General features: G+C 50.0%; 20 protein-coding genes. 11 read left to right on the top strand and 9 right to left on the bottom strand.

What is annotated here, in order from left to right; genetic code table 11:
• Positions 1-46: 46 nt before the first annotated feature.
• Positions 47-976, bottom strand: a complete 930-nt coding sequence (locus tag BMZ51_RS03730; RefSeq protein ID WP_068005930.1) for an alpha-1,2-fucosyltransferase — start codon at positions 974-976, stop codon at positions 47-49.
• Between the two features lie 210 nt (positions 977-1,186).
• Between BMZ51_RS03730 and BMZ51_RS03725 the strand changes: the two genes are divergently transcribed.
• Complete coding sequence (locus BMZ51_RS03725; RefSeq protein ID WP_068005934.1) at positions 1,187-1,870, top strand: HAD family hydrolase; 684 nt, start codon at positions 1,187-1,189, stop codon at positions 1,868-1,870.
• A gap of 35 nt (positions 1,871-1,905) precedes the next feature.
• Here the strand turns inward: BMZ51_RS03725 and BMZ51_RS03720 are convergent, their stop codons facing one another.
• A complete protein-coding gene (locus BMZ51_RS03720; protein WP_068005939.1) occupies positions 1,906-2,808 on the bottom strand; it encodes an alpha-1,2-fucosyltransferase in 903 nt (300 codons plus the stop codon).
• A 467-nt stretch (positions 2,809-3,275) separates the two neighbouring features.
• Between BMZ51_RS03720 and tyrS the strand changes: the two genes are divergently transcribed.
• Positions 3,276-4,547 carry a tyrosine--tRNA ligase gene (gene tyrS, locus BMZ51_RS03715; protein WP_068005945.1) on the top strand — a complete coding sequence of 424 codons (1,272 nt, stop codon included), beginning with the start codon at positions 3,276-3,278 and terminating at the stop codon, positions 4,545-4,547.
• A gap of 45 nt (positions 4,548-4,592) precedes the next feature.
• On the opposite strand, the gene BMZ51_RS03710 is transcribed toward tyrS, so the two are convergent.
• From BMZ51_RS03710 to BMZ51_RS03685, 5 genes are all read right to left on the bottom strand, one after another.
• Positions 4,593-5,000 (bottom strand): cytidine deaminase, encoded by a 408-nt coding sequence (locus tag BMZ51_RS03710; protein WP_068005952.1) that lies wholly within the window; start codon positions 4,998-5,000, stop codon positions 4,593-4,595.
• 93 nt (positions 5,001-5,093) lie between these two features.
• Positions 5,094-5,945 carry a hypothetical protein gene (locus BMZ51_RS03705; RefSeq protein WP_068005954.1) on the bottom strand — a complete coding sequence of 284 codons (852 nt, stop codon included), beginning with the start codon at positions 5,943-5,945 and terminating at the stop codon, positions 5,094-5,096.
• Positions 5,946-6,598: 653 nt separating this feature from the next.
• Complete coding sequence (locus BMZ51_RS03700; RefSeq protein WP_068005956.1) at positions 6,599-7,468, bottom strand: hypothetical protein; 870 nt, start codon at positions 7,466-7,468, stop codon at positions 6,599-6,601.
• A gap of 197 nt (positions 7,469-7,665) precedes the next feature.
• Positions 7,666-8,763 (bottom strand): site-specific DNA-methyltransferase, encoded by a 1,098-nt coding sequence (locus BMZ51_RS03695; protein ID WP_175484997.1) that lies wholly within the window; start codon positions 8,761-8,763, stop codon positions 7,666-7,668.
• Positions 8,764-9,188: 425 nt separating this feature from the next.
• Positions 9,189-10,409 carry a glycerophosphodiester phosphodiesterase family protein gene (locus tag BMZ51_RS03685; protein ID WP_068005964.1) on the bottom strand — a complete coding sequence of 407 codons (1,221 nt, stop codon included), beginning with the start codon at positions 10,407-10,409 and terminating at the stop codon, positions 9,189-9,191.
• A gap of 267 nt (positions 10,410-10,676) precedes the next feature.
• On the opposite strand from BMZ51_RS03685, the gene BMZ51_RS03680 reads away from it, so the two are divergent.
• Positions 10,677-12,155 (top strand): AMP nucleosidase, encoded by a 1,479-nt coding sequence (locus BMZ51_RS03680; RefSeq protein WP_068005965.1) that lies wholly within the window; start codon positions 10,677-10,679, stop codon positions 12,153-12,155.
• 58 nt (positions 12,156-12,213) lie between these two features.
• Here the strand turns inward: BMZ51_RS03680 and mutY are convergent, their stop codons facing one another.
• Positions 12,214-13,266, bottom strand: a complete 1,053-nt coding sequence (gene mutY, locus BMZ51_RS03675) for an A/G-specific adenine glycosylase (protein ID WP_068005966.1) — start codon at positions 13,264-13,266, stop codon at positions 12,214-12,216.
• Positions 13,267-13,403: 137 nt separating this feature from the next.
• On the opposite strand from mutY, the gene BMZ51_RS03670 reads away from it, so the two are divergent.
• Positions 13,404-13,940 (top strand): DUF721 domain-containing protein, encoded by a 537-nt coding sequence (locus BMZ51_RS03670; protein WP_068005967.1) that lies wholly within the window; start codon positions 13,404-13,406, stop codon positions 13,938-13,940.
• 26 nt (positions 13,941-13,966) lie between these two features.
• On the opposite strand, the gene BMZ51_RS03665 is transcribed toward BMZ51_RS03670, so the two are convergent.
• Entirely contained in the window at positions 13,967-14,458 is a 492-nt protein-coding gene (locus BMZ51_RS03665) for a hypothetical protein (protein ID WP_139201333.1), read from the bottom strand.
• Positions 14,459-14,965: 507 nt separating this feature from the next.
• Between BMZ51_RS03665 and BMZ51_RS03660 the strand changes: the two genes are divergently transcribed.
• From BMZ51_RS03660 to BMZ51_RS03630, 7 genes are all read left to right on the top strand, one after another.
• On the top strand, positions 14,966-15,607 hold the full coding sequence (locus tag BMZ51_RS03660; protein WP_068006348.1) for a DsbA family protein: 642 nt from the start codon (positions 14,966-14,968) through the stop codon (positions 15,605-15,607).
• An 89-nt stretch (positions 15,608-15,696) separates the two neighbouring features.
• A complete protein-coding gene (smc, locus tag BMZ51_RS03655) occupies positions 15,697-19,155 on the top strand; it encodes a chromosome segregation protein SMC (RefSeq protein ID WP_068005971.1) in 3,459 nt (1,152 codons plus the stop codon).
• Positions 19,156-19,351: 196 nt separating this feature from the next.
• On the top strand, positions 19,352-19,726 hold the full coding sequence (locus BMZ51_RS03650; protein ID WP_068005972.1) for an AtpZ/AtpI family protein: 375 nt from the start codon (positions 19,352-19,354) through the stop codon (positions 19,724-19,726).
• Positions 19,727-19,778: 52 nt separating this feature from the next.
• Positions 19,779-20,546, top strand: coding sequence for a F0F1 ATP synthase subunit A (locus BMZ51_RS03645; RefSeq protein ID WP_068005973.1), 768 nt, complete (start codon positions 19,779-19,781; stop codon positions 20,544-20,546).
• A 74-nt stretch (positions 20,547-20,620) separates the two neighbouring features.
• The gene (locus BMZ51_RS03640) at positions 20,621-20,848 is read left to right on the top strand and encodes a F0F1 ATP synthase subunit C (RefSeq protein ID WP_008549639.1); all 228 of its coding nucleotides are present in this window, start codon (positions 20,621-20,623) and stop codon (positions 20,846-20,848) included.
• 100 nt (positions 20,849-20,948) lie between these two features.
• Positions 20,949-21,500 (top strand): F0F1 ATP synthase subunit B, encoded by a 552-nt coding sequence (locus tag BMZ51_RS03635; protein ID WP_068005974.1) that lies wholly within the window; start codon positions 20,949-20,951, stop codon positions 21,498-21,500.
• Between the two features lie 11 nt (positions 21,501-21,511).
• On the top strand, positions 21,512-21,997 hold the full coding sequence (locus BMZ51_RS03630; RefSeq protein ID WP_068005975.1) for a F0F1 ATP synthase subunit B family protein: 486 nt from the start codon (positions 21,512-21,514) through the stop codon (positions 21,995-21,997).
• Positions 21,998-22,097: the final 100 nt, after the last annotated feature.

Here is a 22,097-nt window from a genome sequence, read left to right as displayed (position 1 = left end):
TTGTGCGCGAACCAATTGTGGCATCGAAGTGCAACCGCGATTGGTCTTAAAGCCGCTGCCAATGGGAAGGGACGATCAGACTGTCATCCAACCTTGGGTTTTTGTACCACTTGAGCGGAGCGATCACATGCTTTGCTTCATTCTCATTCAAAAATGCTGCCCACCAGCTAAAGGTGCTGTTGGCGGTTACAATGTGGTCGCAGGATGACATCACCATAAGATCTTCAAAGTCGTTTCCATCTTGGATTGAATCTGCAAAATAAACATTGTCCTGTTGGGGGATCACCTCTCGCGCCCGTTCAGGGCTGTCTGAGAAGACGTAGAAGGTCAGTCCGGGGATTCGTTCGGACAGGAAATCCATAGCCCCCTTGTAATAACCAGGAGAGCACAACCCAAAGTTCTGGAGATTATGGGCCTGACTATAATCGCCATAACGCACGTGAAGAGCAGCTGATGGGCCGGACTTGATCCGTTGCAACAACTTCAATCGATCCATAACCATTGGTTTCTTGAGGACGATCTCTTTTCGCAGCAGCTCTTCGATCGAAAATGGTATCTCCCATTTCTGCCAGTAGCCATCAAGATAAGCGCTCTGCTTGAGCACCGGGACTTCCCTATTTTGCAACAACTCATCTTCCCGCCGGTATCTGCGTTGATAAAACGGGTAGAACTTTCGGCATATCCGTACCGTTTGCCCAAAGGATTGCGCAGGCCAGAGCACTGATAGTATTTCAGATTCAGTCGCCGATAAACCTTGTGTCTTCAAAAGGTTGAGGCAGTAGGAGCGATTGAAGTATTTGTCATACTCACTTCGGTCAAACCGGAGCTTCATCCCAGTTTCAAGGGTGATTTTACGTCCGAGCGCGTATTGAAAAAGCTGATTGCCAATGCCCCCACGAATACGGACAATTAATGTAGGCTTGAGCTTTCGCCGACGAACAACACCAGACTTTCGCACTTGAGAAGCAACTGACATACGTCCCCCAAAACACAAACCAGCTTTGTTGTGTCTCAACCTAACCGAGCTTTGTCAAAGGCTCACTACTAGGTTTTTGGGAGTAAATCTCTGAGTGAATGCCGACAGGCCGCGATGAATACGAGTTTAAGTTGCATTTTGAACGCAATTATCCATTAAATCGCCATTCTGATTGATAAGAGTCGGACTCTATAACCTAGTGGATTTGTGATGAACTACGACTTGCTTATTTGGGATTGTGACGGCTGTCTGATCGATAGCGAATGGATCGGCTGCCAGGTTGAGGCAGAAGGCTTCACAAAAGCCGGATACCCGATAACCACCGAACAAATGATTGCGCGCTTTTGCGGCGTTTCATCCCAAGAGGTTTTTGGGCAAATCAAAGCTGAAATTGGTAAAGACATTCGCTTCCATGATGCCCTGATAAATCAAGAGCAGGCATTACAGGCAGCTTTCGAGCAGCACCTGCAGCCGATAGCAGGCATCCATGATGCACTACACGAATTGGATACCAAGTTTCCTGAAATGCGTATGTGCATAGCGTCTGGTAGCTCTATGGAAAGACTGGAATACACACTGAAACTCACCGATCTTCACGACCGCTTTGAGAACAGGTATTATTCAGCGGAAACGGTGGCAAAAGGCAAACCAGCGCCAGATGTCTTTTTAAAAGCTGCTGAGCAGATGAATGTTGACCCGCAAAAATGCCTTGTGATTGAGGACAGTCATCTGGGTTTGCAAGCAGCTCGTGCAGCAGGCATGGATGCGCTTGGCTTTACGGGAGCAACCCATGGAGGGCAGGGGTTACATCAGCGTCTCCAACAGCAAAAACCTCTGGCTATCTTTGAGAGTATGACCCAGTTGCCCTCAGTTCTCGCAGATCTGAGCAAGTAAGTTAGCGTCTGACCTGGGTTGCCCAATCGGTTCATTTAAGATGCTGAGCTCAAGACGGGGTCGGCGTATTTATGAATTTTGTGCCAGCCCTTTGGCAAGAAGAGCGTATTCCGATGATCATTCTTTGCGTGCCAGGGAGAAGGCGCCACGACGAGTTTGCTGGGAGATGTGTTCAGGTAGGCAGCCCACCAGCTGTAGGTGCTGTTCGCAATCACTTGATGCGCACAGCGGGACATCAATACCAAATCCTCAACATCTTTCCCATCTGAAGGAACATCGAAAAATGTAACCCTTTCAACATGGGAAAGAGCTTCCTTGCACCAGGCGATGTCATCTGAAAATACAACTGGTTTTAGAGGCCCCAGCTTACCTTCCAGATAGCTCAGTGCGCGTAGATAATACTCTATGCTGCAAAGCCCATAGGCCTCGCGGGTAGAGTTTTCCAGAAAATCACCGCGCCGGATATGCAAAGCCACAGAATTGGGTGCTTCCACCACACCAAGGAAGCGCTGACGTGCCTGAGAGAGTTCTGGAATGGTCAAATCTATGAGCAACTTATCCCGCACCCTCTCAGCAATATGGGAGGACATAAAGTACCCATTGAGAAAAAGATGCGGCGCTTTTGCATTCTGACGAGCCTTCTCCAATTCCTCAATGCTCTGTATTTGTTTGCCGCCATAAGCGCGAAGATGCGGCATAACCTGCTGCAATTGCTTTGAGAATTTACGAAATGGAAAAAAGACCTTTCGAAAGTCCTTAGGTTGAGCAACGCGCGTGGGCAGGTTGAAACCCATTAAGGAAGGTGTAATGCCTGCCTTTCGGTTGCTTTCACCTGAACAAACCACAATCTCACTTTGTAGATTTTCAGCAACAAAACGGGCAGCAGCCCACTGAAAAAGCTGATTCCCCAACCGCCCTTTCAGGTTGATAATGATCATATCGCTCTCACCCCAAAGTCGTTTTGAAGTGCAGAGCCTAGTGTATCCGCCAGCTCACAGCTATCTGCGATAACTGCCAATATAAAGTTGCGGTTGCTAACGAAGATTCATCGCGGCTCCCTCAAAGCTACAATAAAAACAAAAATTTAGGCATCTCATCCTAAGAAGAATATATGCGAGGAACCTATTGGTTTTTAAGGGTTGAATCTGCTCCCTACCGAGGCTTAGGGGCGTTCAAAGAGCATAATCCTCCAAAAACTCGCTTGACACAGATGCGCAAGTCAGGTCATACAATCGGCCATGAGCAAGCACCTGACCATCATTTCTGGCGTTTATTATTATGCGATCGACATATCGGCGGCCGCGTTCCAATAAACTCATGTAAATTTTGAGATCAGAACCAAAAGCCGCCGCGTCAGGCGGCTTTAGTGTTTCTAGCTCTCCTGCGCGGCGCCAGGAGAGAATAAATGAACCTCGCAACTATCGACACAACTCGCAGTTTTCGCCCTAAATCTGAAGCCCTCCAGCTGCTGATTGATCGCGGGTTCCTGCATCAGTGCACGGATCTTGAGGCGCTGGACGCCAAGCTTACCGCTGGCCCAATCACGGCTTACGCTGGTTTTGATGCAACTGCCGACAGTCTGCATGTTGGTCACCTCCTGCCGCTGATGGCGATGCGCTGGCTCCAAAAAACCGGACATAGACCAATCCTGTTGGTTGGTGGCGGGACCACCCGTGTTGGAGATCCAAGCTTTCGAAGCGAAAGCCGTCCGCTTCTCGATGACGCGCAGATAGAGCACAATCTTGCTGGCATCCGTGCCACTGTAGAGCGCCTCTTTGACCTTTCAGAAGGGCAGGGCCAAATCATCAACAACGCTGAGTGGTTAGATGAATTCCGCTTCCTTGAGTTCCTGCGTGACTTCGGCACCCACTTCACCGTCAACCGCATGATGACCTTCGACAGCGTCCGCTCTCGCCTTGAAGCGCAGCAGCCGCTCTCTGTTCTGGAATTCTGCTACATGATGCTGCAAGCAGTTGACTTTGTGGAGCTTAACAAGCGGGTTGATTGTACGCTGCAAATCGGTGGGTCAGACCAATGGGGCAACATCGTCAATGGCGTAGATCTCGGTCGACGGTCAGGCAATCAACTGTTTGGCTTTACGCTACCACTGCTGACAACAGCTTCGGGCAGCAAAATGGGCAAAACAGCAGAAGGTGCGGTTTGGCTCAACCCATCCCGCCTGTCCAGCTTCGGCTTCTGGCAGTTCTGGCGCAATGCAGACGATGCCGATGTGCCGCGTTTCTTGAAACTGTTTACAGAACTTCCACTGGGTGAAATTGACCGCCTTGCATCCTTGAAGGGGCCAGAGCTGAACGAAGCCAAGAAGATACTGGCAACCCAGGTCACCGGTATAGTGCACGGTCTGGCCGCAGCAGAAGCAGCTCTTCAGCAGGGAGAAGCCTTGTTCGGCGGACAGGAAGACCTAAGCCAACCCACCCACGAGCTTCCTCTAACACTGCTCGCCAAACCACTTGGCCTTTTAGAGCTGCTGGTCCAAGTCGGATTTGCAGAAAGCAACGGAGAAGCCCGGCGTCTCATTCGAGGTGGCGGCGTCCGTCTGAACTCATCCATCGTTCTTGAGGAAGCGCGCATGATTTCTGAAGGAGATCTTAAGCCGGGTGAACGCTTGACACTAGCAGTCGGCAAACGGCGTAAGGCACTGGTGATGTTTGTTTAAATGAAAAATTGGTGGCCAGCTTGGAGTTGGTCACCTCTTCACAAACTATAACCTCTCACCATTCACAATCGACCAGTGATACGGTTGCAATTCCCGCAGGCTTTTAAAGGTCAGCGTGTTATCCACGTTGGATATAGCTGCCTGCACATTCCCACCCCAATGCACCAGACGCTCCTGACAAATCCCGCAGGGTGTAAGGATAACGAAGGGGCTTTTCTCGTCTTCGCGGCAGATGCACGTTGAATGAGTTACAACCTCATCCAGCTTATGTGCTTCTAAAATGGCACCAACTTCCATGCATAAAGAGAGCCCGTCATTTTTAGTATCTGGTGCAACGCTTGTCAGGATTTTGCCACTCTCAGTCATGATAGAGGCTGCACCACCCCACCCAGTGGGGTAGCGACGCTCAACCAGTCGCTTGGCTTCGTCGTATAGAGTTTGCTCAATAGTCATACTGCGAAAACTTACTCATCAAATATATTGGGTTCATTGAACATAGCAGGAGTAAACCCTGCTAGTAAAACCTAGCAGGGCGGTGCACAATTTCTACTCGATATCAAACTCTAGGATCGCCTGCTTGATCGCGTCAAACTGAGTTTCAATATCGTTGTTGCAACTGGAGCGGCTAAGGAATTTCTTCCCGGGCACTACTTCTGCTCTCAGGCCGTCACATGTGACAGGCATGTTTTGAGCGAAGTTTCCAAGACCAAAGAGATGGAGCAGGAGCTCAGATCCCAGCGTGACCGTATTACGTTCATAGTAGTTGGCGAGAAAGTCACTGGGCAGAAGGTAATGTCCCCAGTGAATTTTACCACTTTCTTTAGGCAGTTTGTCGTCCTGAACATTGCTTGTTTTGGTATCGACAACGCGGATCGGGCAATACAGTTTGCCACTATCTGTTTCCACGAGTGCCCAGAAAGTCCCCGCGATATCATCACTGACCACCTGAACAATTTCTTTCAGTTCAGAGAAGGCGTCGGTGTTGATCCCGTTATTAAAGCCAGACACCTGCTGCTTTGTAACGGATTGAGTTGATAGGTCTCTCAAGATTGGCGTAATCTCTGTCGCACTGTTCCCAAGATAGTCTACAAAACTCTGATCGTCTTTATATGTACCTTCTGCAATCTTGCGTTTTGATACATCAGGGTTCTCGCAGTAAATAAAGTAGGTCCGATCTTCTTTAGTAAGGGCAACAAAGCCGCTGTTATGAAATGGGCGATACCGCAGTGTTGGCGATGCCGATTTATCACCGATATACAGGCTAGGCATTTGCGGAGTAGTCGGGCTGATGTTTTTAAGATCTGCCTTATCATCGCTTTTTGTAAGGCCTAAGGAGCCGAACATAACATTCTTCGGCTGTATGAGTTTCAGGCTGGAATTTGTTTGCTCACTGGACATTGAAATCTCTCTTAATTGTTTTGAACGCACCAAAATGACGGTGGAGGAGAGACTTAGTGAAAGCGGAGAACTCGCACCTTTTGATCAGAGTAAACAAACAATAAAAAGCCCTTACCTATAAAGGCAGGGGCCATGTCATATGGATAAGAAGGAGGATCTCAGTCAGCCAGCCATGAGTTTCCTCTAGCACTTCTCGTCCACAGCCTCGGCCTGCTGAACTTGCTGGTAAAGACCGGCTTTGCCAGCAGCGACGGCGAAGCCTACCGCCTAACGCGAGGCGGACGCGTCAGCCTGAATTTATCCATCGTTCTGGAAGAAACCGCATAATATCTGAAGGCGTCCTCGAGCCAGGCGAACGTCTAATACGCGCAGTCGGAAAATGTCGTATAGTACTGGTGGAGTTTGTTTAATGTATGCTGATTACAAGCAGCCAGTGTGTGCACTGGCTGCTTGTTTATCTGTAGTATCCTGACATCAACCGATTGACGTAACCGCAAATGTGAGAACTAAGAAAAGTAAGTGTCAACGCGATGTGTTGAAGTCTAACAGCTAACACATGTTGCATTCATATTCACTCGCGTGACATGCTCTATGTAATCGTTTTTACGAGTGTTTAAGTTCGGAAGTCGGCAGCATCTTTTTGGGAGTGTATCCTAGCTCTCAAATCCAGACGCCATCAACTTCACAGCATCAAGTTGAGCCTTTGCGTTTAAATTATACATAGATCGCGGGAGCCATTCTGCATTGGGTAGAATTTCCCAGGTTTTCAGGTCGTTCTTACCAGAAACCAAAACCAGAAATTGCTGGTATTTTCCAAGTTTTAGTAAGTTGTCAAAGGAGTCTGATCCGACGTCAGGAAGAGCGGCATAAAAATCTCGGATCTTATTATGTTCAATACAAGTATGGCCCCAGTGTATTTTTTCTCTTTCATTGGGGAATTTTTGTATGTCACTTGTTGATGTAATGTCCCAGTCCATGATTTGCAGATTATTATATTTCGAATTTCCCTTATTATCTTTCAGAGTAATCCAAAAAGTTCCTGCAAATGCGCCGTCTTCGACGTAAACAATCTGGTTCAGTGGATGCTTGGCTTTCTTTTCCGGTTGAGATTCGTCATTTGCCGCAATCAAGTCAGAAATTTTGATTGTGACTGCTTTAAAAGATGTGAGCTTGTCTCGTACTTCCTTAGGAGTTTTTCCCAAAATAAAGCTTGCTGATTTGTCGCTGGAGTTGTCCACTACTGTAGATTTCAAGGTTGCTTTCTGTATGTAAACCGCTTCACTGTACATCCCGAAAACCCGCTGTTGTGCCTGTCCAACCATGAAACCACTACTATGAAATGGTCGATATCGAGATGCTTCAACATCGGCGTCATTTCCCATGTACATACTGGGCATTTGAAGTTGCTTTACAGTATAGTCATTGCTCAGAACGGGGTCATCCTTATCAAAGTCGATGGTCCCAAACATGATGTTGTCTGCGCTAATCAACTGTAGCGTTGCATCGTCCTGTACCACTGGCATCTGATGGTCCTCTTATTTATCCAGATACTCGCTAGACTTTTGGTAGGCCCAATCGTGAAAACAGCGGCAAAACATCCTTACCGAACCATAAAAAAAGCCCCCACCGCGTCGCGATAGGGGCCAAGTCATATGGATAAGAAGCAGGGACAAACCCTGTAAACCGTGAGGCGAGGTCGCCGCACGAACTGTTTCAAACGCTATTTAGGCATTTGCGAGCGAACGACTTGCCGCAGCGCGTCCACTGGCTCAAGGGATTTACCCTTTTTAATGTGCCAGAAGGTCCAGCCATTGCAGGCTTGTTGACCTTGAACGAGCGCACCCACCTTATGGATGGATCCTGAATGCTCGCCGCAGATCAAAGACCCATCGGCGCGAACCGTAGCCTTGAAGCGTCCACGGGCATCGGTCAGTTCCGCGCCCGGTGTCAATAATCCGGTCTCTAACAAATTGCCAAACGGTACCCGTGGAAGGGAGCGCTTGCCCTGTGTCATCGCCAGAAAATCATCATTAGCAGGCGTAACCCGATCAATCCGTTCAGACGCTGCCTTAATGTAAGAGTCTTCACGCTCACATCCCACAAAGTGGCGGCCAAGCTTCTTGGCAACAGCACCGGTGGTGCCTGTGCCAAAGAACGGATCAAGGATCACATCGCCTTGGTTCGAAGTGGAGAGCAGAACGCGGTAAAGCAGGCTCTCCGGCTTCTGAGTTGGATGCACTTTGTCGCCGTTGTCATCCTTCAAGCGTTCATGCCCGGTACAAATAGGAAGTACCCAGTCAGAGCGCATCTGAAGGTCGTCGTTAAACGTCTTCATTGCATCGTAGTTAAAGGTCGGCTTGCTCTCTTGCGAAGGGCAGGCCCAGATGAGCGTCTCATGAGCATTTGTAAAACGTTTGCCACGGAAGTTCGGCATCGGGTTTGTTTTCAGCCAAACCACATCATTGTTGATCCAGAACCCAAGGTCCTGCATCGCCGCACCAACGCGGAAAATGTTGTGATAAGAGCCAATAACCCAGATGGACCCGTTTGGCTTCAACACGCGGCGAACCGCCTGCAGCCAAGCACGAGTGAACTCATCATAAGCTTTAAAGCTGGAGAACTGATCCCAGTGATCATCGCAGGCATCTACCTTTGAATGATCAGGCCTGCGCAGATCTCCGCCAAGCTGAAGGTTATAAGGGGGATCGGCGAAAACCACATCCACACTGTTGTCCGGAAGCTTGTTCAAAGCCTCCACACAGTCGCCCTTAATTATTGTATCAAGCCAGTCTGGCTTGGTGGAAATGTGGGGTGCCATCAAGGACACCCCTTCTTTACGCTGTACTCTCATTGCGACGCAACACCTCACGCAATTCATGAGTGCTATGGTTACCGACTATGGTAAACTAGAGGTTAATAGTGGATATCTTTTATTCTTTTAGAATCAACGCTTTATTTACAGATTCGAATATTTGTCTCGAAGTTAAGGCCCGTTAACGTTTGAGGGCCTATTCCCCAAGGTAATGTATTTATGAGGGGTTAATTTGACGGAAGGTGGGCGGCAAAGTTTTTTTGCAAAGAGTCAAGCTTTTGGTGCCGAAAAACGTTTTATGGAAATGAGAGCGGGGACAGCGGGTAAATTGGTTAATCAATGTGGTCAGGCCTCTCGCAAGGGCAACAAAAAAAGCGCACCTCATAGGGCGCGCTTCTTCGAACTCAAATTGAGATGCCTCTGAAGAGGGTTTATTTCAATCCCATGCAATTGGCATAGAAGGTGACTGTTGCTGGCCAGTCAGAAAATACGCCGGTTACTTTTACATCCTGTGCAAGAACGTCAAGTACCTCTAACGCGGTGCCTTCGTTGGTCACTGCATCACTGATGCTGTTATAATACCAGCCACCCTTGTTGTGAGAGAGCAGGCCAGAACGTTCCAGCGTCCACGTAATGATATTAAGATCAGCCGCTTTTGCTGCCTTCGCGTAGGCAGATGGCACGATCTTGCCGTCTTCAAGAGTGACAAGCACCCAAAGCGGAGGAGCAATGTAGTTCACGCCCATTGCCTTCAGCTCAGCCATGGAAGGCTTGAACGTGGACGGGTTAGAAGCATCAAAGCTCTCGTCATTGTAACGTCCGTCAAGAAAGACAGCCTGCTTACCAAACTCAGGTTCTGCCTTAATCCAGTAAAGGACATCATCCAGTGAGAAGGACTGAGCAAAAACGTCAGATGCAGGAACGCCCGCAGCCTTATATTCGTTGATCAGCTTCTGAGCGTAATCTTCCTGAGTAAAGCCATCAAACGGCATCTCTACGCTTGGCTGCTTCAGTTCTGGGGTAAACTTAACGCCCTGAGCTTTGAAGAGCTCAATGGACTGCGCGTGCGTCATCAAAGTACCGCCAGCACCAGCACCTGCATAAAGGTCTGTGCGCCAGTCAGGTGTACCTTTCAGGAAACCTTCAACAGTCGTTGCTGTCGGGTCAGATGCATCCATCTTGCCATGCAGGCTTTCGAACTCAGCAAGAGTGATATCAGAGGTTCTGCATTCTGCTGAGGCTTTTTCACCATTGGCAGCAGGAGTGAAAGGTTTCACGCAGGTGTCAGCCAGATCCGATGTCAGGATATTGGTCGTTGTCGCCATGTCATTTTGTGAGTGACGACAGACGAGTTCTTTGTCCTTCGTAAAAGTGACATCACATTCCTGTACACCTGCACCCATGAGTGCGGCTGCCTGATAAGACTGCAAGGTGTGCTCAGGGAACTGCATAGGAGCACCCCTGTGCCCAATAGAGAAACTGGAGCTTTCGGCAGGGTTGCCGATGCAAGCGCGCAGTTTTTCTTTAAGTGGGCCATCCTGCATTTGCTCTACGAGGAATGCAGGGCGAGGGCCCACTTGGGCAGCTTGTGCACCAACTGTCATGCAGGCGCCTGCCATGAGGCCTAGAGTAAGGTTTCGTACAAAATGCATAAAAGATCCCTCCCGATCACCTTTTACTTTCGTTTCATGTCTATACGAAACATTGTGAAGCATATAAGTGAAAATATGTAGTATAAAATATCGAGTATCCACGAAGAACTTAATTTGCATAGATCGTGAAGATTTACTCAGTTACTAAAAAATAAATCACATTTGTCGGCCCATTGTCTTGACCCTGTCGCAAACATCCCTCAGATATATAGTGACACGAAAGAGGAGAAACCGAACGTGTCGACTATATCCGATAGCGACGTTGTGATGGAAAGCCGTTCCATCCGTACGCCTGAAGCAATTCCCCCACGCTCATTTACCGATGCAACGCAGGCTGTTGAACATCTGATTTACCTATTTGATCGGGCAACTGAATTTTTGCGCGAAAGCTTCAAAGCTGCATCGCAAGGCAAAATGCCAGCAAATAGGGTTCGCGCTTTTTACCCTGAACTGCGGTTTGAAGTTTCCAGCCATAGCCGTGTTGATACGCGTCTGTCCTATGGCTTTGTGGCAAGACCAGGCAAATACAAAACCACGATCACCCGCCCAGATCTGTTTAAACAATATCTGGAACATCAGATCGATTTGCTCATTAAAAATCATGGCCTTGAAGTGGTGATTGCTGAGAGTGATCAGACCATTCCGCTTCATTTTGCTTTTTATGAAGGCACACACGTTGAAGGAGCGATCCCGTCCAAGGAAGAGCGCCCGCTTCGTGATGTCTTTGATGTGCCAGACCTTGCTGTGATGGATGATGCCATCTCCAATGGCACTTACCGTGCAAAAGATGGCTTTGAACCGCTAGCGCCATTTACGGCTCCGCGCGTCGATTATTCCCTGCATCGTTTGCAGCACTACACTGCAACTGCACCAAGTTATTTCCAGAACTTCGTGCTCTTTACAAACTACCAGTTCTACATTGATGGCTTTGCGCAGATGGCCAAAGAGCTGATCAACGACCCGAACAGCGGTTATATCGCCTATGTGGAGCCGGGTAACGTAATTACCTACGCAGGTGACAAAGAGCCAAGCGAAGGTGTGGCGCCGCCACGGTTGCCACAAATGCCAGCTTACCACCTGCTTCGGGAGGATAACTCTGGCATTACCATGGTGAACATCGGGGTGGGGCCTTCCAACGCTAAAACAATCACCGACCATATCGCAGTGCTGCGTCCCCATGCATGGCTGATGCTAGGTCACTGTGCAGGCCTAAGAAGCAGCCAGCAGCTGGGTGATTACGTTTTAGCACACGGGTATGTGCGCGAAGACAAGGTGCTGGATGCCGACTTGCCGACCTGGGTGCCGATTCCGCCTCTGGCAGAAGTGCAGGTGGCATTGGAAAATGCAGTTGAGCAGACAACAGGATACAGCGGGTATGATCTGAAGCGCGTGATGCGCACAGGAACCGTTGCCTCCATCGATAACCGCAACTGGGAGCTACGAGACCACCGCGAACCGGTGCAGCGCTTCTCCCAATCGCGTGCAATTGCACTCGATATGGAATCTGCGACCATTGCGGCCAATGGCTTCCGGTTCCGCGTGCCTTACGGAACGCTGCTTTGCGTTTCCGATAAGCCGCTGCATGGTGAGCTGAAACTGCCGGGCATGGCGACAGATTTTTACCGCAAGCAGGTCGACCAGCATCTGGAAATCGGCGTTAAGACCATGGAGATCCTCAGGGAAATGCCTCTGGAACGGCTCCATTCTAGAAAACTCCGTAGCTTTATGGAAACAGCGTTCCAATAAGCATCAATCAGCATTTGCAAGAAAAAGAAAAGCCGGGCACCAACCCGGCTTTTTGCATTTAAATCAGATTACCAGCCTTCAGTGCTTTCTTCATGACTGTCGGCAAGGCTTCCCCTTCCAGTTCCTCAGGGGCAGACCACCAATACCCAGTTGGTTTTGCATAATGAGCAGGGGCCTGCGCTTTCCAGACGCTCATTTCAAGATGGAAATGCGTAAAGGTGTGCTTTACATCCTTTGTCGTCCGCACCCAGTCGGCTGACAGGGGAGCGGACGACAGGTCTTCAAGTGCAGCATCATCTGCCCAATGCGTTGTCATCGGCTCACTCATTCCAGCAAGTAGCCCTTTATCTTCCCGTTTACGTAGAAGAAGGCGCCCGCTGTCATCTGTAAGCAAATACGCCATACCGCGCCGCGTCGGCTTTACCTTCTTTGGCGCTTTGCGGGGAAGAGTGTCCGCAATGCCTTGCTTTCGCCCTTCGCAAACGTCCATCCACGGGCAGATGCCACAAGCAGGCGACTTCGGCGTGCAGATCGTTGCGCCAAGGTCCATCATGGCCTGCGCAAAATCACCTGGGCGATCATGCGGTGTGACTTCCGCCATGAGTGGCTTTACCTCCGCTTTGAGGGCAGGAAGTTCTGTCAATAAGGCATGGCGGCGAGAAAGAACGCGTTCTACATTGCCATCAACCACCGCAGCATGTCGGCCAAATGCAATGCTGGTAATGGCTGCAGCTGTGTAGGGACCGATGCCAGGCAGCGCTAAAAGTCGCTCTTCTTCCTCCGGAAAACGTCCATTGTGATGCAGTTGGACATGTTTTGCACACTTATAGAGATTTCTTGCACGGGAATAATAACCGAGCCCCGCCCATGCTTTCAGGATGTCCTCTTCCTCCGCATGAGCCATATCTGCAAGTGTTGGCCATGTCCTTATGAAGAGCTCGAAGTAACTTTTTACAGCTGCAACAGTAGTCTGCTGCAGCATAATTTCGGAGAGCCAGACATGATAAGGGTCTGGTTTTGCACCGGAAAGTATATCAGTTGGTGGTGTGCGCCATGGTAGTTGACGAGAATTTCTGTCATACCAGTAAAGAAGAACTAGATTATCTTGCATGGTTTTGTGGGTTAACCTTGGTTTTGATCCCTAAATAATTGGGGTTCCCTTGGTAATTCATGGTACCGCGAAAAACAGGACTGTTTTAAAACCAATATAAAGCAATGGTCATATATGTGCCTTAATCTCATGGCGTGATGAAGACGATGAAAGCAACTGCGCAAAATCGGGTTCCTAATAGATCTAGCCGTCAGCTAAACGAGCTGATCGGTAAGACCATGCACCCTGTCGCGCGCAAACGCGGTTTTGCCAGTGCCGACCTCCTTGCTGCATGGCCTGAACTTGTCGGGAAGCAGTATCACGGAAAGGTTCAGCCTGGTAGGCTTGTCTGGCCAAGGACCAAAAGCGCTGATGGCGAGCCAGTTGCAGAGCCCGCCACTCTTCTTGTTCATTCTGATGGTCCGACCGCATTGTTTTTCACCCACGAAGCGCCACAGCTGCGTAGCCGCATAAACGCCTTTTTGGGTTGGAATGCTGTGGGACGCATCAAAGTTGTGCAACGTCCGGCCCTCAAGACGAAGAAAACCACACCAAAACCACTCCGAGAACTCTCTGAGATTGAAAGTCGCCGGATTGAGCAGAAGGTCGCTGATGTTTCTGATGATCGCCTGAAGGCTGCGCTGGAAAAGCTGGGCAAGAATATTGTCGCACGCACGCCTGCAAACAATTCCTGATCGACCGCTACAAGCCCACATACCTCTTAATGGCTGACAACCAGATCGTACCCTTTTGCGGTGTAGCCAAGCAACAGGTCAGGGCGCTCCATGAGCAGGTAGGCCGTTGTGGTTTCCTGCGCATCACGTAACTCGATCGTGTCACCATTCACCGCCCAGGCCGTGACGCTGCTCAGCTCTTCATTCGCACATCCGCTTGTCGCAGCTTCCCCAGCCCGGAAGCTGCTTGTTATGGCAGCTCCAGAGGCCTCAGTCGCAGGAGAGGACTTGTTAAACCTCACATGACAAGGCGCAGAGCTGTTTCCACTGCCTTCACTGACGATCCAGTTTGTAGAGGTCAGGGCGCCCAAGTCTGCGGTTCCTGTATAGAAAGCACTAGGGGCGGCAGGTATAGCTGCTGTGCTAAGTGATGCATCCTGAGTAGTTTCAGGTATAGCATCAACGAAATCTTCGGATACCGACGCTTGGCAGGCAATAAGTGGGGTGCTGAGAAGCAAAAGTGTAGTCAAGCGCTTCATGGTGTTTCCAAGCATCTTGTTGTCGAATTGAGTAAATCTTTAATAACTCATTAATGAGGCAAAAACAAAACAACATGCAAAATTATTATTGTTTTCCATGCATAAATTCTGTGGGTATGTTTTGTTTGCGCAATTTTACCCGTGGGAGATACAGCAATGTCGATGCAGCCGAGCTCAATTAGGAGATTTTCGCCTAATTTCAGTGGTTTTGCTTTTTTCACAGCGTAAATGCGCAATTATTTTTGCCTTACAAAAATTTAATATAACCATGCTGGATTATCGGTAGCCTACGACAAGCATTTGACATAGTTTTCTGAAAACCAATAGTTGTTGGAAAGTGCGCTGTGGGTAGATGCTCTTGTAATCGATTGCTCACCAGTTTGTGATCTGAGGCTATTGGAAGAGCGTGTGTATACTCGCATTAAGCCTCTGGCTGCCTCTAGCGAACATAAAACAGCGCTAGTCCAGTGGACAGGGCGAAACTATTATAAGTTGGGACAGGAAAACGTGACACTCTCTCGCCGTAAGTTTCTTGAGCGCACCAGTGCGCTTACAGCTGCATCTCTCGCCTTTGCTGCCATGCCATCTGTTGCCCTTGCTCAGAGCTACTCTGAGGCAGACCTTAATAAAGCAGGTCCACTCAGTGAAAAGGTGCTTGGCGATGCAGATGCGCCAGTGACCGTAATTGAGTATGCGTCCTTGACGTGCGGTCATTGTGCAAACTTCCACAACACCACGTTCAAAGAAATTGAAAAGAAATACATTGATACCGGCAAGGTTCGTTTTATCTTCCGTGAGTTCCCGCTTGATACCGTTGCTGCAGCAGGATTCATGCTTGCGCGCTGTGCTCCAGAAGACAAATATTACGACATTGTAGGCCTGATGTTCGCGCAGCAGCGCAACTGGGCATTCACAAATGATCCATACAGCGCCCTGTTAAATCTGGGTAAGCAGATCGGATTTACTGAAGATGCTGTAAAGGCTTGCTTGACGAATCAGGAAATACTAGACGGAGTAACAAAGGTTCGTGACTACGGTTCAGAGAAGCTGGGCGTAGATTCAACACCGACGTTCTTTATCAACGGTGAAAAAGTAAGCGGAGCGCTCTCTATTGAGGAGTTCAGCAAATACGTGGACAAAAATCTGTAAAAGCGGCAGGCAGCCATTTGGGCTGAATGACCTGACTACAGAGTTGTGCGCGCATTTCCGCTTAACGGCTTTAAGTATGGAGGCGCTCTGTGAAGTTTGAGCGCCTTCGCGTCCTTGGGTTCAAATCCTTTGTTGAACCTATGGAGTTTATTATCGACGATGGCCTGACGGGCGTCGTCGGCCCAAACGGGTGTGGCAAGTCCAATCTGGTAGAAGCTCTGCGCTGGGTTATGGGAGAAAACTCCTATAAGAACATGCGCGCCTCCGGTATGGATGACGTGATCTTCTCAGGTAGTCTCAACCGTCCGGCCCGTAATACCGCTGAAGTTACCCTTTTCCTCGAAAACTCAGATCGCACTGCACCCTCTGGTTACAATGACAGCGATACGCTGGAAGTGACACGCCGCATTGAGCGCGAAGCCGGGTCCGTTTATAAAATCAACGGCAAGGATGTACGCGCTAAAGATGTCCAACTTCTGTTTGCAGATGCCTCCACCGGTGCACGTTCACCGGCAATGGTACGCCAGGGACAAATTGGCGAGCTGATCTCAGCTAAACCTACGTCACGGCGAAAAATTCTGGAAGAAGCTGCTGGTATCTCGGGCCTGCACAGTCGCCGGAAAGAAGCAGAACTTCGCCTTCGAGCTGCCGAAACCAATCTGGGGCGACTGGAAGACGTTGTTCTGCAGATTGAAGGGCAGCTTGACGGTCTCAAACGCCAGGCGCGTCAGGCAACACGATATCGCAATCTGTCCTCCGAAATCCGCAAGGCTGAAGCGACGATTTTGTATCTGCGCTGGCATGAAGCAACAGCAGCACTGGAAGCGGCGCGCAAGCAATATGCAGAAGCTGAAATCGGTATGCGCGATGTTGCTGGACTTCAAGCCTCCACCGCAAAAGAGCAGGCTCTGGCCGCACACGAAATTCCAGCGCTGAGAGAGGCATCCGCAGCTGCAGCTGCTGCCTTGCAACACTTGATTATTGCAAAGAATGACCTTGAATCAGAAGATCGCCGGGTTAAGGAAAAACTGACGGATCTTCAGGCGCGCCTTGTGCAAATGGAGCAGGACATTGAGCGCGAGGCCCAGTTAACAGAAGAAAATGTGACGCAGCTGGAAGAGTTGGAAGCCGAAAAGCAGGAGTTGCTTGAAGCGGCTGAAACGTTGGAGGAACGGGCGGAGCAAGCGCAGGAACATGTTCTGATCGCTGAAGACAATCTTGATGCCGGTGAGATGACCCATGCACGCATCACGCAAGATCATGCCAGCCTTCTTGCTAAACACACTCAGCTGGAAAGCCAGATCTCAGCGATCCGCCAAAAAACAGCGCGCTATAAGGAAGAGGCTGAGCGCTTTAAAGAGCAGTTGGCCGTGATCGAAGCAGATATAAAGGCTGCAAGTGGTCCTGACGATAAGCGCGAAGAGCTAGAACTGGCCCTAGAGGAACTTGCTGAGGCCGAAGAAGCTTCCGTCCAGGCCGAAGAGGCACTTGCATCTGCGCGGGAAGATGAAAATACCTGCCGTAATCCACTAAGTGAAGCAAATTCAGCTTTATCAAGGTTTGAAACCGAAGCCAAAACCCTTCAAGCCGTCCTTTCTGCTGGGCAAAGTGGAGATTGGACGCCAGCAGTTGATAGGATAAGCGTCAACCCGGGGCTGGAAACTGCGTTGGGCGCAGCCCTTGGCGAAGGCCTTGATGCTGCCATGGAAGAGAGCGCGCCTGTCCGTTGGAGCTTAAACAGCGCGCAGCAAGGTGATCCGCAACTGCCAAACGGGGCTGAGCCCCTATCCAAATTCGTTAAAGCGCCGGATGAGCTCACACGCCGCCTTGCGCAAATTGGTTTGGTCGAGGCCCAAAATGGTCCAGCACTGATGATAGAGCTGGCGGTTGGTCAACGGTTGGTGAGTAAGCAGGGAGATTTGTGGCGTTGGGATGGGCTGATCATAGCAGCCGATGCGCCAACACCAGCAGCGCAGCGCCTTGCCCAACGAAACCGCCTTTCAGAGCTTGAAGATCTTGTCGCGCAAACCGCAGAGCTGGTGGAAGATAAGCGTGAAGCGCTGGAAAACGCGACGGAGCAACGCCGACAAGCCGAGCTTTTTGAACAAGATACCCGGCACAAACTGCGTCTTGAACAATCCCGCATTGTTGCGCTGCGCGAAGAGCTTGCCGCTGCCGAACGGGCGGTGACAGAACTGTCTGTGCGCAAAACGACGCTCAAAGAGCAGTCCCGCCGCGCAAATGAAGATTATACTGATACCGCAGCCTCATTAGAGGAAGCGCAGAACACCCTGGCAGACCTGTCAGACATTGCAGGCGTTACGGGGGAGCTGGAACAAGCCGCCAAGGAAGTTTCCAGCATGCGCAGCAAACTTGCAGAAGCCAATGGTGCCGTTGAAGCCGTGAAGCGGGAAGGGGAGCTGCGTTTACAGAGATTGGAAACGATCGAGCGTGATCGGCAAAACTGGGTTCAGCGCACCCAAAATGCAGATAAACAGATTTCCGTTTTACGACAACGCAGAGATGAGGCGGTACAAGAGCGTTTGATTCTTTTGGAAAGCCCTGAGGAAATCGAACACAAACGTCAGGACTTGCTCAACGCTCTTACAAAGGCTGAAGAGGCCCGCAAGGCATCAGATGATAAGCTGGCCGAAGGTGAAAAGCGTCAACTGATTGCCGACCAAAAAGCCAGGGAAGCCTTGGAGGGCTTTGCAGGAGCGCGTGAACGTAAGGTCCGTGCTGAAGAGCGCCTTGAAGCTGCAAAAGAGCGCCGCGTGGAAATCGAGCGCCGGGTGGAGGAGCTGTTAGAAGCCAGAGTCTCCCGTCTTCACGAAATGGCAGGCCTGTCCCCAGATGCCCCGTTGCCAGATGCACAAGGGGCAGAGCGAAAACTGGATCGCCTGAAGGCAGAGCGCGAAAGATTAGGTGGAGTAAACCTGCGCGCTGATGAGGAAATGCAGGAAATAACGGAGCAGCGAGACACTCTGATTACCGAAAGAGACGACTTGATTGAGGCGATCAGGAAGTTGCGCACAGGAATCATGGGTCTGAACCGGGACGCGCGTGAGCGGTTACTCACCTCATTTGAGCATGTGAACGAGCACTTCAAGCGTTTATTCACACACTTGTTTGGAGGGGGCACCGCAGAGTTGAAACTCGTGGATGCAGAAGATCCTCTCGATGCTGGGTTGGAGATCTTCGCCCGCCCACCAGGCAAGAAACCGCAGACCATGACCTTGCTTTCAGGGGGGGAACAAGCCCTCACTGCCATGGCGCTTATATTCGCAGTTTTCCTTACAAACCCTGCGCCAATTTGTGTTTTAGATGAGGTTGATGCACCTTTAGATGATGCAAATGTAGAGCGGTATTGCGCCCTGTTGGAAAATATGGCGGCGAACACACAAACCCGCTTTACCGTGATCACACACAACCCGATTACCATGGCGCGCATGTCCAGATTATTTGGTGTGACCATGGCCGAAAGGGGTGTCTCTCAGCTCGTATCAGTAGATCTTGAGACCGCCGAGCGATTCACAGAAACAGCCTAAAATAGGGTACAATACGGCCTTGAATGCATCCTTTATACGTATTCCCTGTTAGAAACTCTGAAAAATTTATAAATATCAGACATTTAGCTTAAGTAGCTCTAGTCTTGACAGTGCAGATCACGAGCATTATGGTGCCCCCGACTTTCAGGGGCGTCCGTGTCTTTGAGCTATCTGCTGCTATGGAGGAAGAATGTAGATGTCTCCCGACGAGAATGAGCAGAGAAAAGAAGGCATGAAAGAAACTGATAGTCACCTGTCTGAGCGGCTAGAAAACCTAGGTAAAACGCTGGATACACGCTTGGAGGAAACCTCTGGAAAAGAGGAGCCGAACAAGACCAGCGCGTTGTCGGGTTTATCACAGGCTTGGAAGATTTCTTCCGAGTTTATTGCTGCTATCTTTGTCGGGGGGGCACTCGGCTGGATGGCGGATAGCTGGCTTGGAACCAAGCCTTGGGGAATGATAGTTCTCCTGTTGCTTGGTTTTGCAGCTGGAATTTTAAACGTCCTTCGGGAAGCGGGTAAAGTCGCCCAACCTGAAAGACGGATAAACTCCGGTAATAAGCAGGACTAACTAATTCATCGCGCTCTTGCGCTCGTAAATTGGCACTTCAGGGGTACTACCTGTGGCTGGAAATTCAGGCAACGCGATCGATCCGATCCACCAGTTTCATATCTCCAAGATCTTTCCTGTGGAGATTGGCGGTGTTGATTTCTCCTTTACCAACGCTTCCTTGTTCATGGTTGTCACCGTCGCTGTAGCGACCTTGTTCCTCGTTCTGTCTACAAACAGACGTGGCCTGGTCCCTAGCCGGGCTCAACTTATGGCGGAAATGTCCTACGAGTTTGTTGCTGCCACATTACGAGGATCAGCAGGAAATGAAGGTATGCGGTTCTTTCCGCTGGTCTTCTCCCTGTTCATGTTCGTATTCGTTGCAAACATGCTCGGGATGTTCCCATACTTCTTCACCGTTACAAGTCAGATCATCGTGACATTTGCACTCGCAATGCTCGTGATTGGTACTGTAACGATCTACGGTTTCTTCAAGCATGGCGCAGGTTTCCTTAAGCTGTTCGTCCCAAGTGGCGTTCCGATTGGGGTTATTCCTCTCGTTTCCATCATTGAAGTAATCTCTTTCCTTTCCCGTCCAGTTAGCTTGTCCGTTCGTTTGTTCGCAAACATGCTTGCTGGTCACATCACTCTGAAGGTTTTCGCAGGCTTCGTGGTTATGCTCACTGGTGCAGGTGCTGTTGGCATCGCATCCGCGATCTTACCTCTGGCGCTCACAGTTGCCATCACGGCTCTTGAGTTCCTTGTTGCCTTCCTTCAGGCCTACGTCTTTACCGTTCTTACCTGCATGTATCTTGCAGACGCGCTTCATCCGAGCCACTAAGTAACGTGTAGAATCCGGGTCTTGTACCCAAAAACAAAGTCATAGACGCTATTGCTAGTTTAGGAGCTCTTGTCATGGAAGCAGAAGCAGCAAAATACATCGGTGCCGGTATCGCCTGCCTTGGTATGGGTGGTGCAGCTCTCGGTCTTGGTAACATCTTCGGCAACTTCCTTGCCGGCGCACTGCGCAACCCATCTGCAGCAGATGGACAGTTTGGCCGCCTCATCCTCGGCTTTGCTGTGACCGAAGCTCTCGGCATCTTCTCTCTTCTTGTCGCACTTCTTCTGCTGTTCGCAGTTTAATCGACAAAAAGATTAGAGCGCATTTGAGTGACGGTCTCTACTTGTAGAGGCCGTCTCTACAAAACTCAAAGCGTTACGAAGAGCGTTCACGGAGAAGTTGATGTCGAATACTCAAGGCAACCTGAATACAACTGCCGAAGTCGGCATTGTAGAGGATAGCAGTAGCTTTCCTCCGTTCGACAGCACGACTTTCCCGTCTCAGCTGTTGTGGTTGGTTCTTTCGTTCGGCGTCTTCTACTGGGTAATGTCGAAAGTGGTCCTTCCACGCATCGGCGGTATCCTCGAAGATCGTCGGGATCGTATCGCAGGAGATATGGCAGAAGCATCCCGTCTCAAACAAGAGACAGATGATGCCATTGCTTCCTACGAAAGTGCTCTTGCCAACGCACGCCAAAAAGCCTCTTCGATGGCTCAGGATGCGCGCGCAAAGGTAAAAGCAGAGTCAGAAAGCGTTCGCGCAGCCGCTGAAGAGCAGCTGGCAGCTAAACTTTCTGAAGCTGAACAGAGCATTTCCAAGATCAAAGTTGAAAGCCTGTCGCATGTTGGCGAAATCGCCACAGAGACAACAGGCGAGCTTGTGAAGGCACTCATCGGTGGCCGTGCTCCGGCAAAAGCTGAAGTATCCAAAGCCGTTGATGCAGCACTTAAGTAAGGGGTGACAGAATGTTCGATGCAAGCCTTTGGGCACTCGTTGGTCTCATCCTCTTCTTGGCCTTACTATGGTACCTGAAGGTTCCTGGTAAGATTGGTGCAGCGCTTGACCAGCAAGCGGACAACATCAAGCAAGAGCTTGAAGGTGCCCGCAAGCTGCGTGAAGAAGCTCAGGCTCTTATGGCCGAGTACCAGCGCAAGCGTAAAGAGGCTGAAGCAGAAGCAGCGCAAATTGTTGCTGACGCAAAAGTCGAAGCTGATCGACTGGCTAACGAAGCAAAAGCGGCTCTCGAAGAGATGATTGCACGTCGCACCAAAGCAGCCGAAGCGAAAATCGCTCAGGCTGAAACAAATGCGATTGCAGAAGTTCGCTCCCGTGCTGCAGATGTTGCAGTTAAGGCAGCAGAAACGATCGTCGCTTCCAGCGCTGTTAACGCGGAAGTTCAGGACAAAGTGCTCAAGCAGAGCATCAGCCAGGTTTCTGCAAACCTGAACTGACCTGCTAGACACTTCTGATGAGAATATTAAAAAAGGCTCCCGAATTTCGGGAGCCTTTTTTTGTGGGCGTGCTTGGAAAGATCTGCTGGTGTAAACCCTG

The sequence above is a fragment of the Pseudovibrio axinellae genome (genome assembly GCF_900110875.1).
Taxonomy (GTDB): domain Bacteria; phylum Pseudomonadota; class Alphaproteobacteria; order Rhizobiales; family Stappiaceae; genus Pseudovibrio; species Pseudovibrio axinellae.
The sequence above is the reverse complement of the archived record's forward strand: the minus strand, read 5'-3'. Positions and strand labels throughout refer to the sequence as shown.